This window comes from uncultured Salinisphaera sp., from assembly GCF_964012375.1.
In the GTDB taxonomy this organism is placed as follows: domain Bacteria; phylum Pseudomonadota; class Gammaproteobacteria; order Nevskiales; family Salinisphaeraceae; genus Salinisphaera.
Map to the genome: position 1 here is coordinate 21,107 of NZ_CAXGSH010000013.1, position 15,382 is coordinate 36,488.

Here is a 15,382-nt window from a genome sequence, read left to right on the forward strand (position 1 = left end):
GAATCAGCGCGTTAGATCAGCGCTGGCGTTCCAGCCAGCGCCGGATCACGCCGACCACATAGGACTGCTGGGCCGCATTCAGAGCGGTGTTCTTCGGCAGTCCGTGCCACTTTTCCAAACAGCTGCGACAACAGGTGGCGGTGGCGTGCTGTGCGACGAATACCGGGTGGTTGCGCATGGGCGTCTGGCGGCCATCGTTTTTCGGTTGGGCCGGTGCCAGCCGCTCGGCAACAAACGTTTCGGCGTGGTCGAGCACGGTATCGAGCCCACGCCGTTCCAGGTAATCAAGTTCGCGCGCGCCAAGTCGGAAGCGACTACGAAAACGCGAACGGGCAAGCTGAGCGAACAGGTCGTCGGAGTCACGCATGCGCACAGGTTAAGGATGAATAAACGGGTGTGCGAGCCGTCGGCCCCAGGCCTGGCATCGTTTGCGCCATCGACTCGGCCTTGGCCTTGCATGGGCCCAGCCGCACCGCGCGGCCAACGCAGCATGAAGTAGATGATGTTTCGGGTTGATGCTGGGCGTACGCGAAAGGCATACGCGCCGCGGTGGTCGGCCGTGAAGCCCTAGCAAACAGCCAACTGGCTCGGCTGTCTGGCGCCGAACATATAGTGCCGGGCCAAGCTTGAGTGCAGGCCAGCGGCCGCAGCGGCTAGCCGGCTGACGGCAATCGCGATTGGGGAGCGCCGCGGCTCGTTGGCGCATCGCAGCCTAATCAATAACATTCGCTAATGTTGAAGTTTATCCGGAACGCGCCGATATCGTTATGACGATAGTTCGGGGTTTACAAACCCCTCGCAGCCGCGACCACGTGTGTGCGTGCCGCAATCCGGACCAGAGGCGGCGATGACGGATAACAATAACCCGCAACCCGCTGATCTCGGGCACCTGGTAGCGCTCGTGTCGGACTTTTACTGGCGTTGCGATCAGGCCGGTCGCTTCGTCGCGGTACAAGGCGCAGCGGTCGAGCGTGGAGATATCGATGTACAGGCGTGGCAGGGGCGTCTGCCGGCCGAGGTCGGCCTCGGCGTTGTCGACCGGGCCGGCTGGCCGCTGCCTGAACAGGCCGTAGCCGATGCCTCGGTGAGCTGGATACGGGCCGACGGTTCGATTCGGCACCTGAGCATCGCAGCGCAATGCGAACGGGACGAAAACGGGGTCGTTCGCGGTTGGCAGGGCCTGGCCCGCGATGTCACGCGGCTGCATCGCGGCTACCGCGAGCTCGAGCAGCTGCGCACGGCCATCGATGCCTCCCACGACATGATCTTCGTGGTCGATCGCGAGACCATGCGTTTTCTCTACGTTAACGATATTGCCTGCGAATTGACCGGCCACCCGCGGGAAACGTTCATGGCGTCGACCCCCGATCAGATGTTGGGCGTCGACCGGGGCATGCTCGAGGCCGAATACGACCGCGTCATCGCGGTCGGGCGGCTTACCGTCGAGGACCGCAGCCGGCTCGGCCGCGGCGGCTCCATGATCGTCGAGCGCCGGCGCTGTGCGCTGTTTGTCGAGGGGCGCTGGGTGATCGTGAGCATCGTGCACGATATTACCGATCGCAAGCTGGCCGAACAGGCACGTGATCGGCTCAGCCGGATGTATGCCACGCTCAGCGCCACGAACGAGGCGCTGCTGCGGGCCGATACGCCGGAGGACCTGTATCAGCAGGTCTGTGAGGCGGCCGTGGCCAACGACGACGTGGTGATCGCGGCCATGCTGCGGGTCGACGCGGAGAAACAGGCGTTGTGCGTGGTGGGCGCGGCGAGTTCAATCTCGGCCGATATTCGCGAGCTGATCATACCTCTGGACCCGCACAGCCGCCTGGGCGACGGGTTGGTTGCGCGATGTTTTCACTGTGCGCGTACCCAGGTCGCCGATGACTATGTCCACGACGGCCGGCTTCTGCCCTGGCGTCGCTTTGGCAGGCGCATGGGGTTGAAATCGGCCGCGGCTGTGCCGGTGATCAAGGCGGGCACGACCATCGGCGTGATGTTGTTTGTGGCCACGCACAAGGGTGCTTATGGTCGGGACGGCGTCCGGCTGATCGAACGCATGGTCGCGAACGTGGTTTTCGCGCTGGAAAACCTCGAGCGCGAAGCCTGGCGTCGGGAAAGCGAAAAACATATCGAATTTCTGGCCACCCATGATGCGTTGACCCGGCTGCCCAACCGAACCTTGTTCAACCAGTCGTTGACCATGGCGATCGCCGCCGAGCATCGCTTTGCCGTGCTCTTCATCGATCTGGATCGTTTCAAGTTCATCAACGATTCGCTGGGCCACGAGGCCGGTGACCAGCTGTTGCAGACCGTGGCCTCACGATTGCGTGCCTGTACATCGCCGACGAATATGGTGGCACGCCTGGGCGGCGACGAGTTCGTCGTGCTCATAGCGCAGGACGAGCGCGCCGGCGCGCTCGAGGCGGTCGCCGACACGATCCTGGATACCATTCTGCAGCCCGTCTGTTTGAACGGCCACGACTACCGGGTCACCGCGAGTGTCGGCATCTCGATCTATCCGCAGGATGCCCGCGACGCATCGAGCCTTCTCAAACAGGCCGATATGGCCATGTACTGTGCCAAGGACGAAGGCAAGAACAACTATCAATTCTATGCCGCGGAGCTCGAGCATCGATCGCTGGTTCGCATGCGCCTGGAAAACAACCTGCGCTGTGCGCTCGAGAAAGACCAGTTCGAACTGGCCTATCAGGCCAAGATCAGCCTGGCGGACGGACGGATCGTCGGCGTGGAGGCGTTGCTGCGGTGGCACTGCGAGGAATTGGGCACGGTGATGCCGGGTCAGTTCCTGCCGCTGGCCGAAGAGCTTGGGCTGATCGTGCCCATCGGTCGATGGGTACTGGAAACCGCCTGCGAACAGAACATGGCCTGGCAGCGCGCCGGCCTGCCGCCGGTTCCAATCGCCGTGAACATCTCGGCGGTCCAGCTCAGCGATCAGACCCTGGTTTCACATGTACGCGCCGTTCTCGAGCGCACCGGTATGGCGCCGAACCTGCTCGAGCTGGAAATTACCGAAACCGCGGTGATGCGGGATATCGCCAGCGCGCTCGCCCTGTTGGCGGAGATGAAGAAACTGGGGGTCATGATCGCGATCGACGATTTCGGCACTGGTTATTCGTCGCTGACCCAGCTGCGCGAATTGCCCGTCGATACGCTCAAAATCGATCGCTCATTCGTGAGCGAGCTGGCCACGAACCGGACCGATCAATCCATCGCCCGGGCGATCATCACCATGGGCAAGAACCTGAGCCTGAACGTGATTGCGGAGGGCGTGGAAACGGCAGAACAGGAAGCGTTCCTGCGGGCCGAGGCCTGCGACAGCATGCAGGGTTTTTATTTCAGCCGCCCGACCGCGGCGACGCTGTTCGCCGAGTTGCTCGGTGCGAGCACCACCGCACAGACCTCGGCGTCGGCGCGAATGCAGGCCCAGCCGGCCGTCGAAGGCGCAAAGCGAGTACGCAGCGGCTGAGGTCAGAGAGCCTTAAGTCGCCTGCACATGTGCCTGTGTAACGTCGTGCCATCGATTACACACGGCGCCGGCATGGATGCCGTGCTGCCCGTCATCTCGGCGCGTTTGCAGAGGCGTCATGCGCGGCCTCGACACACGGCGAGACCTGGTTTCGCCCGGCGCGTTTGGCGTCGTAAAGCGCCGCATCCGCGCGCGTGATGAGTTCGGCCAGGGGCTGATCGGCCAGACGCCCGGCAGCCGCGCCGATGCTCAGGGTCACGTGCGTGTGGCTTTGCACATGCGGCATTCGAAACGTCTCGATAGTGTGGCGCAGTCGTTCAGCGATCACTGCCGTGTCGGCCAGGGTGGTGTCGAACAGCAGGACCAGAAACTCTTCGCCGCCATAGCGAACGGCCAGATCGTCGTCGTTACGCAGCTGGGCTGAAATCGCAGCGGCGATTCGCTTCAAACAGGCATCACCGGCCGGATGTCCAAAGTGGTCGTTGTAGGCCTTGAAGTTGTCGACATCGAGCATGAGAACGCCAATGCTCGTGTTCGACAGGCGTCGATCGGCCTGCAGTCGGGCGCTGCGCCGATCGAATTCATGCCGGTTGGCCAGTCCGGTCAACGGGTCATGGGTCGCCGCATGCTCGGAAATTTCGTATTCCAGCCGGTCATGCGTGCGGCGTAGAAAATCGTACCGGGCATCGCGTTCCATGCGGTAATTGGCTACCAGGGTCACATAGCCCACACCGCTCATCAGCGACATACCCACCAGCAAGGTCGGAAAATCGGTATGCGCGGCGACCAGCACGCCGCAGTATCCGGCGACCAGGATGAGGGTGCTGACCAGGGCAAACCGAAACGGCGGCTTCTGATTGACGTTGGCATAGGTCAGGATGCCGGAAATGGCGTACTGATAATGCTCGGCGTTATCGACACCCCGGTTGAGATAGAAGATGAACAGCAGCTGGGCCGCCATCGCCAGCGGCATGCTGGCCGACAGGCATTCACGCACCCACAAACCGGGGCGCTGACGCACGACGAGGTCGGCCACAAGCAACAGCGGTGTGACCACGAGCAGGTGGCAGAACAGGGCGATTGCGAACGTGCCGGGCAACAGCAGGTAGTCGATCACCAGGAACAGGTTGTAGATGAGCAGCGATGGGACAATCGTGCTGCTCATCACGCGTGCGCGATATTCCCGTCGGTAGCTTTCGTAGGATCGCTCCAATACGGGCGGAAATCCCAGTCCGCCACTGCGATCGTTCAGGCAGCGCTCGATCAGCCGTCGATCGATCGCACCCGGCTTGGTTGTCGCGCGCGGCTTGGTCAAGGCAGAACCTGTGTCGTCTGGGCGAACGGGCCTTTTATCACGTTAGTCGGTTGCAATCAGCGGGCTCTACGAATGTAACCGCTCGCGAGGGCAGCCACGATCCGGCGGGCCCGTTGGTGTCCCACAACTTGGCCCGCCGAGCATCCCTCTTTTGTTTTCAAAGACGTAGCCAATCTCCGGCCACGCCGAGGATGGCTTGAGCAGGCCCATTTTCAACCGGCCCGATCCCGTCGACCTCGTTTTGGCTCGATTACGTCGGATTCGCCACGATACCCTGCGCGCGCGCCATGGCATACGCGGTTTTCGGCCCCGTCCAGAGGGAAGGCAGCAGTACCAGCGATACCGGAATGGCGGTGATCACGATCAGCTGCTGCAACGCGCCGATCTGGCCGCTGCCCATGGTCAGGAGTACGCCGGCCATCACCGCCATGATGATGCCGCACAGCGCGCGCATGAGCGGGGCAGGCTCGTCATGGCCGGCTGCCACCACGGCAATGGCATAGCTCATGGAGTCGCCGGTCGTGGCGACGAAGATCGAGGTAAGCACCATGATCGCCAACGCCATGGCAGCGCCGCCCGGCAGCGCCTGGGCCACGGTGAGCGTGGCGACATCGAATTTGAACTCCGCCAGCGCATCGCTTAGATCGAACACGCCGCTCATCTGATAATGAATGCCCGATCCGCCCAGCAGGGTAAACCAGACCGTGGTCGCGATCGGGGCCAGAATGGCCACCGATATGATCATCTGCCGGATGGTGCGCCCGCGGGAAATACGTGCGACGAAAATCGCCATCAGCGGGCCGTAGCCGATGAACCAGGCAAAGAAGAAGATCGTCCACCATTTCATCCACCAGGCCGGTGCGGTCTGGGCGTTCATCGTGGCCATGGTCATGAACGAACTGATGTAGTCGCCGAAGGCCTGGCTATAGGCGTTGACCAGAAACAGCGTCGGCCCGAACACGAAGATGACGGCGGCGATGCCCAGCGCGAGAAATACGTTGAAGCGGCTCATCAGCTGAATGCCACGGTTAATGCCGGTGACCGCCGATGTCACATAGACCACGCCGAGTACGACCAGAATCGACAGCTGGCTGGGCAGGCCCTCGGCGAGACCGAAGATTTCATGCAGCCCGTAGCTGACCTGGGTGGCCAGAAAACCGATCGGCCCGACCGTGCCTGCGACCACGGCGATAATGCAGACCGCGTCGATCACGCTGCCGATGGGTCCATGGACGACACGCCGGCCGAGCACCGGCAGCAGCAGGCTGCGCGGGCGCAGGGGCTCGCCGTTGTCGTAATGGGCATGGGCGAGCACGATCGCAGTCAGCGACCCCAGCACCGCCCAGGCCAGAAACCCCCAGTGCATGAACGACTGCGCCAGAGCGTCGGATACTGCGGCGGCCGTGCCGGCCTCGCTATCGAACGCCGGCGGCGTGGTCAGAAAGTGATAGACGGGCTCGCCCGCCGCGAAGAACACGCCGCCGCCGGCCAGCAGCGTGCACATGATGATCGATAGCCACTTGAAGGTGCTCAGTTCCGGCGTATCGACCGCGCCGATGCGGGCCCGCGCGGCCGGTGTGCAGGCTACGCCCATACCGATGAAGAACGTGGCCAGAAGCAGCCATTCGAAATACGTGCCCAGCGAAGCCGCGGTCCAGGCAAAGCCGGTCGAAATGGCGTTCGCCACGCCGTCCAGATCGTAAAGGGACAGGCCGAGAAACACGGCCACGAAACCCAGGCCGAGAATCAGCGTGATCGGATCGCCCCAGCGCGATGCGTGCGCGGCGCCCGGCGCCGTTGATGTTTGATTCATTGAGTCGATATATCGTTGTCAATATGTCCGCTATCGGCACGAAGCAGCATCGATTGATCCCACGGCATCACCGGGGCGCTCGCCTACAGACTCCGTGGCCGCATGGTGCGGTGCAAAAGGCTAACCGGCCACCATACATTATTACCCCGGCATGGCAGCAGATGAGGTCCCGGGCGATAACGCGGGTGTGCGAACGCAGGCGCTACGGCGAACGGCCGTGAGGCCATTGAAAGAAACGACGGACAGGAGCCGTCAATGATCTTTTGATGGCGTTTGAAAACAGCGGCGCAGTCAGCAGCTTTGGCGGCGGATTAACAGGTGCAAGCCAGTGCCTCAATCGTGGCGTGAGGGCGGCGTACGCAGTGCCTTGGTCCGCCCGCGCCGTGTCTTGTCATCCACGCGTTTGCGCTTGGCACGGCGGGAGGGTTTCGTTGCCTTACGGCGGCGCGCTACCGCGGTGGCCCCAGCCACGATCGACTGCAGACGGGCGAGCGCATCCTCGCGGTTTTTGTCCTGGCTTCGAAACTGCTGTGCCTTGATGACGATCACGCCGTCGCGCGTGATACGGCGATCGCGGCGTTGCAGCAGTCGCTCCTTGTAGATATCGGGCAACGCAGACGCACGAATATCGAAGCGCAGGTGTACGGCCGTGGCCACCTTGTTGACGTTCTGCCCGCCGGCGCCGGAAGCACGTACGGCATGCCATTCGATATCCGAATCAGCGATCGTAACGCGGTTGGAAATTGTAAGCGCCATACGATCTAGGACCTGTTAACGCGAATGAAATTGTCGCCCCGCGCCCTATCGTAAGACAAGGCGCGGTGCGCGTTGTGTAGCAACGCAGCGATTGGCACGAGTGTTCACAGACCCTAGTCGAGTTCGAGGCGAACCTGGCCATAAGCCAGCAGCGAAAACAGAACCGTGCCGCCGAGCACGTTGCCGATCAACGCCGGCAGCAGGCAGCTCCAGAGCGCATCGAAGATCGCGATTTCGCCGGCCAGCACCAGCAGGAATGCCTCCATCGAACCCACCACCACATGGGCGAAGCCGCCGATGGCGATGATATAGGTCGCGATCACGATTACGCCGATCTCGGAGCCGCGGGCATTGGGCAGCATCCACACCATGGCGGCAACGAAAAAGCCTGCCGGAATACCGTGCAGCAGGGTATCCAGCCAGTTCTTATCCAGCAGCGGCCGCGATACCTCGTGAAATGCGGCAAGCTGCTCTGGCGTGGCAAAACCCACCACGTCGGTAAAGGTCGCCGCAACGAGCGTACCGCACATGTTGGCGATGAACACCACGCTCCATAGCCGCGCGATGCACGCCAGCGCTTCGCGGTTGGTGCGGGCCATGAGCGGCAGCACGGCGGTGATCGTGTTCTCGGTGAACAGCTGCATGCGCCCGAGCACCACCAGCACGAACCCTACGCAGTAACCGAACGCCGCCAGCGGTTCCCGCCAGGGGCTGTCAGGCAGGCTGGTTTGCAGCAGGCCCTCGGCAATTACCGATGTGGAAATCGCGATGCCGGCCGCCACGCCGGACCACCACAACGAGCCCATGGGCCGGGCCATTTCTTCTTCGCCGTCGCGGCGAATGGTCTGGTAGATCGCGCGGGCAGAAACGCGCGCGTTGGGAATGGGACGCGGCTGTGAATCGGACATTGAATTGTGCGCAAGGCAATCGAGACGGCGGGCAAGACTATCAACCCGGCCTGACGATGGATAATTTTTCGGGCTGATGATGCGCGTGTGCGAACGTACGCGCGCCACGGCCGCCGCCCGCGACGCCATTGAAAATAAAAACGCACAGCTGCCGGCGTTTAGCCTTCGATGGCGTTGGAAACAGCTGACGCAGGCAGCTGTCTTTATGCCGGGTTGGCCACGGTAGCCGAATGGGTGAGTACGGGACACGTGGCTACGTTAGCCGCTGTGGCCAACCCGGGCGCCACTTGTCTCGGGCCTGCGTCGACCCATGTTCTTGAATGACTATTCGACAAGAGAACGCGTTATGGCATTTATTGAAGTCGATCGCGAAAACGATGCGCCGGTAGAGCTGTATTACGAGGATGTGGGCAGCGGCAAGCCGGTGGTGCTCATCCACGGTTGGCCCTTGTCCGGGCGCTCCTGGGAGAACCAGGTGCCGGCGCTCGTCGACGCCGGCTATCGAGTCATCACCTACGATCGGCGCGGATTCGGCAAATCGTCGCAGCCGTTCGGCGGTTACGACTACGACACGCTCGCCCGCGATCTGAACAGGCTGGTCGAACATCTGGACCTGTCCGACATGACGCTGGTCGGCTTCTCCATGGGCGGTGGCGAAGTCGCCCGCTATATCGGTACCTATGGCAGCGATCGCGTGGCCAAGGCCGTACTCGCCGCCGCGGTGCCGCCTTACCTCTACAAGGCCGACGATAATCCCGACGGTGGTCTGGACGATGCCACCATCGCCGACTTCGAGAACGGGGTGAAGAGCGATCGGCCGGCCTTCTTCGAAGACTTCTCCGGCAACTTCTTCTCCACCGAACAGGGCGGGCTGCTCGTGAGCGACGCCAATCGCCAGTACCATCGCAACATTGCCTGGTTCGCCTCGCCCAAGGGCACACTGGACTGCATCGCCGCATTCGGACGCACGGATTTTCGCGACGATTTGGCGAAATTCGATGTGCCCACGCTGATCATCCACGGCGATTCGGACGGCATCGTGCCGTTCGAGGTCAGCGGCAAGCGTTCTGTGGACGCCATCGCCGACAGTTCGCTGAAGCTCATCGAAGGCGGCCCGCACGGCATCAACGCCACGCACGCCGACGAGTTCAACGAAGCGCTGATCGGCTTCCTCGCCTAGGGCGCAGAACGCAGAGCGCAACAAACGGGGCCGGTCGTCGGCCCCGTTTTCGCAAGCAGTGACCACTCGACCGTCGGACCCACGGGCTGTCTTGAACACGCTGATCGCGTGCCGGCACAGCGTCCGTGAATACAGCGATGCACCCATCAGCCGGGCAGCGCTCGAGCGTATCGTCCACTGCGCACAGGGGCGCTCGAGCTCGGGCAAACGCAACGCGCCGTCGGCGCATGGGCTCTATCCGCTACGTCTGTTTGCGGTCGTCCAGCGGCTGGAAGCCTCGAAACCCGGTTTGTACGCGCTCGATACGCCCGACGCGCGGCTTGGCGAATGGCTGAAAGCAATTTCGCCCGAAGCACTAAGGGAGACTTCGCTGGCCGACGATGCCTGGCTGGAACACGCGGCGGCGGTGCTGGTCGTGGCCGCTGATTATGATGCGGCGAACGCGCATTTTGTGGATCAGCAGCCCGACGGCCGGCGCGGTGAACGCTACGTGCATATCGAAGCGGGCGCAGTGTTGCAGAACATGCATCTGGCCACGCTGGCCGAAAGGCTGGATGGCGTTATCGTGGCCGGCTTCGACGACCGCCGTCTGGCTGATCTGCTGGCACTGCCGGCGCCGCTGCGACCGGTGGCACTTTTCTGTATCGGCGCTTGCGCCGAAGCTTCAGCCGGGCGTTGAGGGCTCGTTTTCGACCGGGATCGGCCCCCTGAAATGCAGCGTGCGATAGGGGTAGGGAATTTCGATACCGGCCTGATCCAGGGTCGCCTTGATCGCCACCACGACTTCGTTACGTGATTTGCGCGTACCCAGCGGCGTCGAATCGCACCACCAGCTCACGTCGATATCCATGCTGCTGCTACCAAAGCCGGTGGCAAAGACCTGTACGGGGTAATCCTTGACCCGGCTCTCGCAGGCGCGCACGGCGGTTTCGATCAACTCGAGTGCGACACCCAGGTCCTCGTCGTAGGCCACGCCGGTGGCGACATGGATACGGCGTACCGGCTGATTGGTGAGTACGAGCACCGAGTTCTTGAACAGGCTCGCATTGGGGACGATCAGCAGTTCGCCGGTCACCTGGCGGATATGGGTCACCCGGACGTTGACCCGTTCCACTCGGCCCATGATCTCGCCGCTTTCGATGAAATCCCCGCTTTCGAAGGGGTATTTCCAGAGCATGAGCATGCCGGCAAAGAAATTCTCGAAGGTGTCCTTGAAGGCAAAGCCCACGGCCACCGACAGCAGCCCCAGACCGCCGAGCGCCTTTGCCGGCGACAGGCCGGGAAACACCACGACGGCGGCAAGCGTCAGCCCCAGCGCCCAGATCCCCAGCGACAGCAGTCGATCGATCAGGCGACGCAGCGAAGGGCGGGTTCGTTTGCCGGCCAGACGCGCAGCGAACAGCGTGCTCAGCCAGGCCCCGAGCCAGGTCAGCACGATGATCGCGAGCGATATCCCGATGAACGGCAGGTGTGCGACGAAGTCGCCCCAGGTGGCGACAACGGTGTCGTGTACCGAAGCCACGACCTCGTCGATGCTGGTGGGGGCCGCAGCGGTTTCTGCATTCGTTGCCATGCCTGAATGCTAGCGCATGTCGAGCGCCGGCGTATCGGCTGGACGTGGCCAGAACAGCCGCGCAAGCGGCGGCCGTAAGTCACCGCAGCGGTCGTTATCGCGACCTCGCCACGGTGCCGCCCGGCAATAAAGTTTTGGGCCGACGCGCCGATTTGTATGCCAACGGTGTCGTAGCGCGATCGAGCGGTTTTCGGTCGGCTTGTGCGTCGTCAGAACACTTTACTGCCCTATCAACACAGGCGGACTTACATGACTGATTCTTCTACTGTCGCGACAGCCGAACTCGAGGCGCTCCGTCACGCGATCGGTCAGGCCAGCGCCGTGATCGAGTTCGATGCACAAGGACTCGTGCTCAACGCCAACGCCAATTTCCTGGAAACGTTGGGGTATAGCTTTGATGAAATCGTCGGGCAGCATCATCGTATGTTCTGCACGGCCGAAGACGTCGAGCAGCCCGAGTATGCCGAATTCTGGGAGCGGCTCGGCAGCGGCCATTTCGATAGCGGTGAATACCGACGGGTGGCCAAGGACGGCCGGGAAGTCTGGCTGAGTGCCACCTACAACCCGATCCGCGACGAGGCCGGCGATGTCATCAAGATCATCAAGCTGGCCACCGATATTACGCGCGAAAAACAGATCAGCGCGGAGCATGCCAGCAAGCTCAGCGCGCTGGATCGTTCGCAGGCAGCGATCGAGTTCGACCTCGACGGGATCATCCTGGATGCCAATCGGAATTTCCTGGCCGTCACCGGCTATACGCTGGACGAGATTCGCGGTCGTCATCATCGGCTGTTCTGCGAAAACGCCTATGTCGAGAGTGAGGCCTATCGCGAATTCTGGCGCGCGCTTGCGCGCGGCGAGTTCATGAGCGGCGAATATTGCCGGCTCGACAAGCACGGGCGTGAAATCTGGCTGCAGGCCAGCTACAACCCGGTGCTGGACGCCGATGGCCGGCCGTACAAGGTGGTCAAGTTCGCGGCCGATATCACGGCACAGAAGATGCAAGAAGCCGAGTCCCATAGCCTGTTGCGGGCCATCGATCGTTCGCGTGCGGTGATCGAGTTCGATCTTGATGGCAACGTGCTCAAGGCCAACGCTAACTTCCTTACCCTGATGGGCTACAGCGAAGCCGAACTCGTCGGCGAGCACCACCGCCGGCTGTGCGACCTGGAATATGCGCAAAGCGAGGACTACCGCAATCTGTGGGCGCGTCTTACTCGCGGCGAATTCGTGTCCGGCGAATTTCAACGCCTCACGCGGGATGGCCAGGAGATCTGGTTGCAGGCGATCTACAACCCGATTCTCGACGCGCGCGGACGGCCGACCAAGATCGTCAAGTTCGCCAGCGATATCACCGACGAGCGCCGGGCGCAGGCCGAGGCCGATGGCAAGTTCGCCGCGATCGACCGCGCCCAGGGCGTGATCGAGTTCAACCTCGACGGCACGATCATCACGGCCAACAAGAACTTCCGCGACGTGGTCGGCTATCGGCTCGACGAAATAGTGGGCAAGCATCACCGCATGTTCTGCGAAGAGGACTACGCCGACAGCGAGGACTACAAGCTGCTCTGGAAGAAGCTCGCGGCCGGTGAATACATCGCCGACCAGTTCAAACGCGTGGCCCGGGGCGGGCGCGAAATCTGGCTGCAGGCCAGCTACAACCCGATTTTCGATCTGCATGGCCGCCCCTACAAGGTGGTCAAGTTCGCCACGGATATCACCGACGACAAGCATCGCAACACCGAGTTCGAAGGCAAGGTCAACGCCATTGCCCGTTCGCAGGCGGTGATCGAGTTCGATCTCAAGGGCTATATCCTGACCGCCAACGACAACTTCCTGCATACGCTGGGCTATCAGCGCGATGAACTCATCGGTCAGCATCATCGTCTGCTGTGTGATCCGTCCTATGTCGCCAGCGGTGCCTATCGCGATTTCTGGCAGACGCTCGCCCGCGGCGAGTATGTAAGCGACCGCTTCATGCGTATCGGCCGTTTCGGCCAGCGGATCTGGATTCAGGCGACCTACAATCCGATCTTCGACGCCGACGGCGAGCCCTACAAGGTGGTCAAGTTCGCTACCGACATCACCGAACAGGTGGAGCGCGAAGAGCATATCCAGCAGCAGTCGCAAGCGATGCGTGGCGCGGTGGAAGAACTGCATGCCTCGATTGCCTCGATCGTGGAGAACACGCGGCTGACGCGGGAAATGGCGCGCACGACGCAGCGCGAAGCGGCCCAGGGCGTCAAGGCGCTGGAAAACTCCACCGAAGCCATGGGCGCGATCCAGAAATCCTCCGAAGATATCGAGGAAATCGTCAAGGTGATCGGCGAAATCGCTTCGCAGACCAACCTGTTGGCCTTCAATGCCGCCATCGAGGCAGCACGGGCCGGCGAACACGGGCTCGGATTTTCGGTCGTCGCCGACGAGGTGCGAAAGCTCGCCGAGAAGTCGGCCGACGCCACCCGCCAGATCAATCGACTCATCAGCCAGTCGCTCAAGCGTATCGATAGCGGCAACAACGTCATTCGCGTGGCCCACGACGCGTTCGGGCGGATTGCCGAAGGCGTGGAACAGACGACCTCCTCGGTGGAGGAAATCGCAACCACGACCGAAAGTCAGCTGAGCACGGCCGACCGCGTAGACGGGCTGATTCGCGAGCTTACCGATTCCACCCGCGACAACGTTCGCAGCGACCAACGCACGCAGCGCGCCGAGCCGCCCCGACTGAAGGCGGTCAACGCAGGCTGATGAGCACCCAGAAATTCGGCATTCTCGGGGCCGGGGAAAGCGAAGTCGCTTTTGATGTGGCTTCGCTGCGCGAGGTCGTATCGCTGGGCCAGCCGCCGGCGCCCATGCCCCGCACGCCGGCCTGGATGATGGGCAGCTTCACCCTGCGTGGCGTCCAGGTTCCAGCAGTGGATCTGGCTGGCATGCTCGGCCTCGCCCGAGAGCCGGCTGCGCCGGAGAGTGGCCATACCGTGGCCGTGCTGGCCAACAAGGGGCGTCGCTTCGGCGTGGTCGTGGATCGCGTTGGCGATGTCATCACGCTCGACGACGAGCGGCTGAATACGCTGGATCGCGACGATGACGCGGTCCGGTTGTTCGCCAATCGCGTGTTCTGCCGCTCGGGCAGTGATCGGCCCATCTATGTGCTCGATATCGAGGCCATGCTCGCGATCGAAGGCATGGTGCATGTCAGCGACGAAGCGGGGCGCAGCGCGCGCGCTGCGCGTACCGGCAACTATGCGCGGGCGACCACCCGCCAGCGTGCAGTGGTGGCGAGTGCGGGCGCGATGACGCTTGCGATCGATGCCGACGTGGTACGCGAGATCGCGGATTGTCATACGCTAACCGAACCGGCGGTGGCTATCGCCGGGTACCTGGGCAACCATCGGTTACGTAACGATATCGTGCCGGTATTCGATGCTCTTCTGCTCATGGGGCAGCCAGCCTCCAAGCGCGTGCCCGAACAGATGGTCATTCTGGATACAGGGCAGGGCAATCTGGCTCTGGCCGTCGATCATATTCTGAGCATGGTCGATTATCAGCCGCAGGATTGTCTGCCCCTGGCTGGGCCGGCCGAACAGCGGGGCGATACGATCGTGTCCGGTCTGTTGTCGCGCCCGGACATGCCGGACGCGTTGATGCTCTCCCACACCGCGCTATTCGCGCAGGAAACGCTTACCAACATCGCGCGCGTGCACGCGGAGCTCAACCAGGACGTTCAGCAGCGCGAGCGCAGCGCGGTGGCGTGGCGGCGCTTTGCCTTCCTGCACTTCGAAGCGGCCGGCGAGTTCGTGGTCTTCATGGATCAGCTCGAGGCCGTACTGGCCATGCCCGAAAAATATTCTCCGCTGGGCGGTGCCGGCGTGTTCGAAGGCGTATTCCGGCATCTGGACGAGCTCGTCACCCTGGTTGATCTGCGCCGTTTGCTCGGCCGAGACAACCCGCCAAACGCGCAATGTCAGGTGCTGGTTGTGGCCGTACCGGCCGGGCGCATCGGGTTCATGGTGGATGTCGCGCGCGATATCGAATACATCGAAGCCCCGGCCGACAGTCTGCAGGTGCATCGACGCGGCAGCGACAAGGCCGCGCCGACGCTGGCCCAGCGGCATCACTGTCTGACGTCGGTGGGCGTGGGCGAGCGTAAACAGTATCTTTCGCTGCTTTGCCTGCAGGCTCTGGCGGCACAGTTGCTTGGCGGCCAGGTGCCCGCAGGGGACGCCGTCTGTGGCCAGCGGCCGCGCGTGGCCGACGCAGCGAACGCCTGAGGTGCGCGACGGGCGCGCCGGCGGGCCGGCGCGGCTTGAGAAAATAGCCGCGCCGTGAATCCAAACGGGCCATAGCTGTATA

At 62.7% G+C, this 15,382-nt stretch carries 11 protein-coding genes; 5 read left to right on the forward strand and 6 right to left on the reverse strand.

Annotated features, from left to right (window positions below; translation table 11 throughout):
- Window positions 1–16 precede the first annotated feature (16 nt).
- Window positions 17–367, reverse strand: coding sequence for a DUF4186 domain-containing protein (locus ABNU97_RS03970; RefSeq protein WP_348765453.1), 351 nt, complete (start codon window positions 365–367; stop codon window positions 17–19).
- Window positions 368–847: 480 nt separating this feature from the next.
- On the opposite strand from ABNU97_RS03970, the gene ABNU97_RS03975 reads away from it, so the two are divergent.
- A complete protein-coding gene (locus ABNU97_RS03975; RefSeq protein WP_348765454.1) occupies window positions 848–3,484 on the forward strand; it encodes an EAL domain-containing protein in 2,637 nt (878 codons plus the stop codon).
- A 91-nt stretch (window positions 3,485–3,575) separates the two neighbouring features.
- Here ABNU97_RS03975 and ABNU97_RS03980 read toward each other — a convergent pair whose 3' ends face one another.
- From ABNU97_RS03980 to ABNU97_RS03995, 4 genes are all read right to left on the reverse strand, one after another.
- Window positions 3,576–4,799, reverse strand: coding sequence for a GGDEF domain-containing protein (locus tag ABNU97_RS03980; protein ID WP_348765455.1), 1,224 nt, complete (start codon window positions 4,797–4,799; stop codon window positions 3,576–3,578).
- 250 nt (window positions 4,800–5,049) lie between these two features.
- Window positions 5,050–6,612 carry a BCCT family transporter gene (locus ABNU97_RS03985; RefSeq protein ID WP_348765456.1) on the reverse strand — a complete coding sequence of 521 codons (1,563 nt, stop codon included), beginning with the start codon at window positions 6,610–6,612 and terminating at the stop codon, window positions 5,050–5,052.
- A gap of 333 nt (window positions 6,613–6,945) precedes the next feature.
- Window positions 6,946–7,368, reverse strand: a complete 423-nt coding sequence (gene arfB, locus ABNU97_RS03990) for an alternative ribosome rescue aminoacyl-tRNA hydrolase ArfB (RefSeq protein ID WP_348765457.1) — start codon at window positions 7,366–7,368, stop codon at window positions 6,946–6,948.
- Between the two features lie 113 nt (window positions 7,369–7,481).
- Window positions 7,482–8,276 carry a formate/nitrite transporter family protein gene (locus tag ABNU97_RS03995; RefSeq protein ID WP_348765458.1) on the reverse strand — a complete coding sequence of 265 codons (795 nt, stop codon included), beginning with the start codon at window positions 8,274–8,276 and terminating at the stop codon, window positions 7,482–7,484.
- 346 nt (window positions 8,277–8,622) lie between these two features.
- Between ABNU97_RS03995 and ABNU97_RS04000 the strand changes: the two genes are divergently transcribed.
- On the forward strand, window positions 8,623–9,456 hold the full coding sequence (locus ABNU97_RS04000; protein ID WP_348765459.1) for an alpha/beta hydrolase: 834 nt from the start codon (window positions 8,623–8,625) through the stop codon (window positions 9,454–9,456).
- A gap of 91 nt (window positions 9,457–9,547) precedes the next feature.
- The gene (locus ABNU97_RS04005; RefSeq protein ID WP_348765460.1) at window positions 9,548–10,135 is read left to right on the forward strand and encodes a nitroreductase family protein; all 588 of its coding nucleotides are present in this window, start codon (window positions 9,548–9,550) and stop codon (window positions 10,133–10,135) included.
- Here the strand turns inward: ABNU97_RS04005 and ABNU97_RS04010 are convergent.
- Window positions 10,121–11,029, reverse strand: a complete 909-nt coding sequence (locus ABNU97_RS04010; RefSeq protein WP_348765461.1) for a mechanosensitive ion channel family protein — start codon at window positions 11,027–11,029, stop codon at window positions 10,121–10,123. The genes ABNU97_RS04005 and ABNU97_RS04010 overlap by 15 nt on opposite strands.
- Window positions 11,030–11,278: 249 nt before the next feature.
- On the opposite strand from ABNU97_RS04010, the gene ABNU97_RS04015 reads away from it, so the two are divergent.
- Window positions 11,279–13,777, forward strand: coding sequence for a PAS domain S-box protein (locus tag ABNU97_RS04015; RefSeq protein ID WP_348765462.1), 2,499 nt, complete (start codon window positions 11,279–11,281; stop codon window positions 13,775–13,777).
- Complete coding sequence (locus ABNU97_RS04020) at window positions 13,777–15,300, forward strand: chemotaxis protein CheW (RefSeq protein WP_348765463.1); 1,524 nt, start codon at window positions 13,777–13,779, stop codon at window positions 15,298–15,300. Before ABNU97_RS04015 ends, ABNU97_RS04020 begins: the two co-directional genes overlap by 1 nt.
- Window positions 15,301–15,382: the final 82 nt, after the last annotated feature.

Bases quoted from the DNA above. Each gene is read 5' to 3' on its own strand.
- ABNU97_RS03970 (WP_348765453.1), bottom strand. From the start codon at position 367: ATGCGTGACTCCGACGACCTGTTCGCTCAGCTTGCCCGTTCGCGTTTT.
- ABNU97_RS03975 (WP_348765454.1), top strand. From the start codon at position 848: ATGACGGATAACAATAACCCGCAACCCGCTGATCTCGGGCACCTGGTA.
- ABNU97_RS03985 (WP_348765456.1), bottom strand. From the start codon at position 6,612: ATGAATCAAACATCAACGGCGCCGGGCGCCGCGCACGCATCGCGCTGG.
- arfB (WP_348765457.1), bottom strand. From the start codon at position 7,368: ATGGCGCTTACAATTTCCAACCGCGTTACGATCGCTGATTCGGATATC.
- ABNU97_RS03995 (WP_348765458.1), bottom strand. From the start codon at position 8,276: ATGTCCGATTCACAGCCGCGTCCCATTCCCAACGCGCGCGTTTCTGCC.
- ABNU97_RS04000 (WP_348765459.1), top strand. From the start codon at position 8,623: ATGGCATTTATTGAAGTCGATCGCGAAAACGATGCGCCGGTAGAGCTG.
- ABNU97_RS04010 (WP_348765461.1), bottom strand. From the start codon at position 11,029: ATGGCAACGAATGCAGAAACCGCTGCGGCCCCCACCAGCATCGACGAG.
- ABNU97_RS04015 (WP_348765462.1), top strand. From the start codon at position 11,279: ATGACTGATTCTTCTACTGTCGCGACAGCCGAACTCGAGGCGCTCCGT.
- ABNU97_RS04020 (WP_348765463.1), top strand. From the start codon at position 13,777: ATGAGCACCCAGAAATTCGGCATTCTCGGGGCCGGGGAAAGCGAAGTC.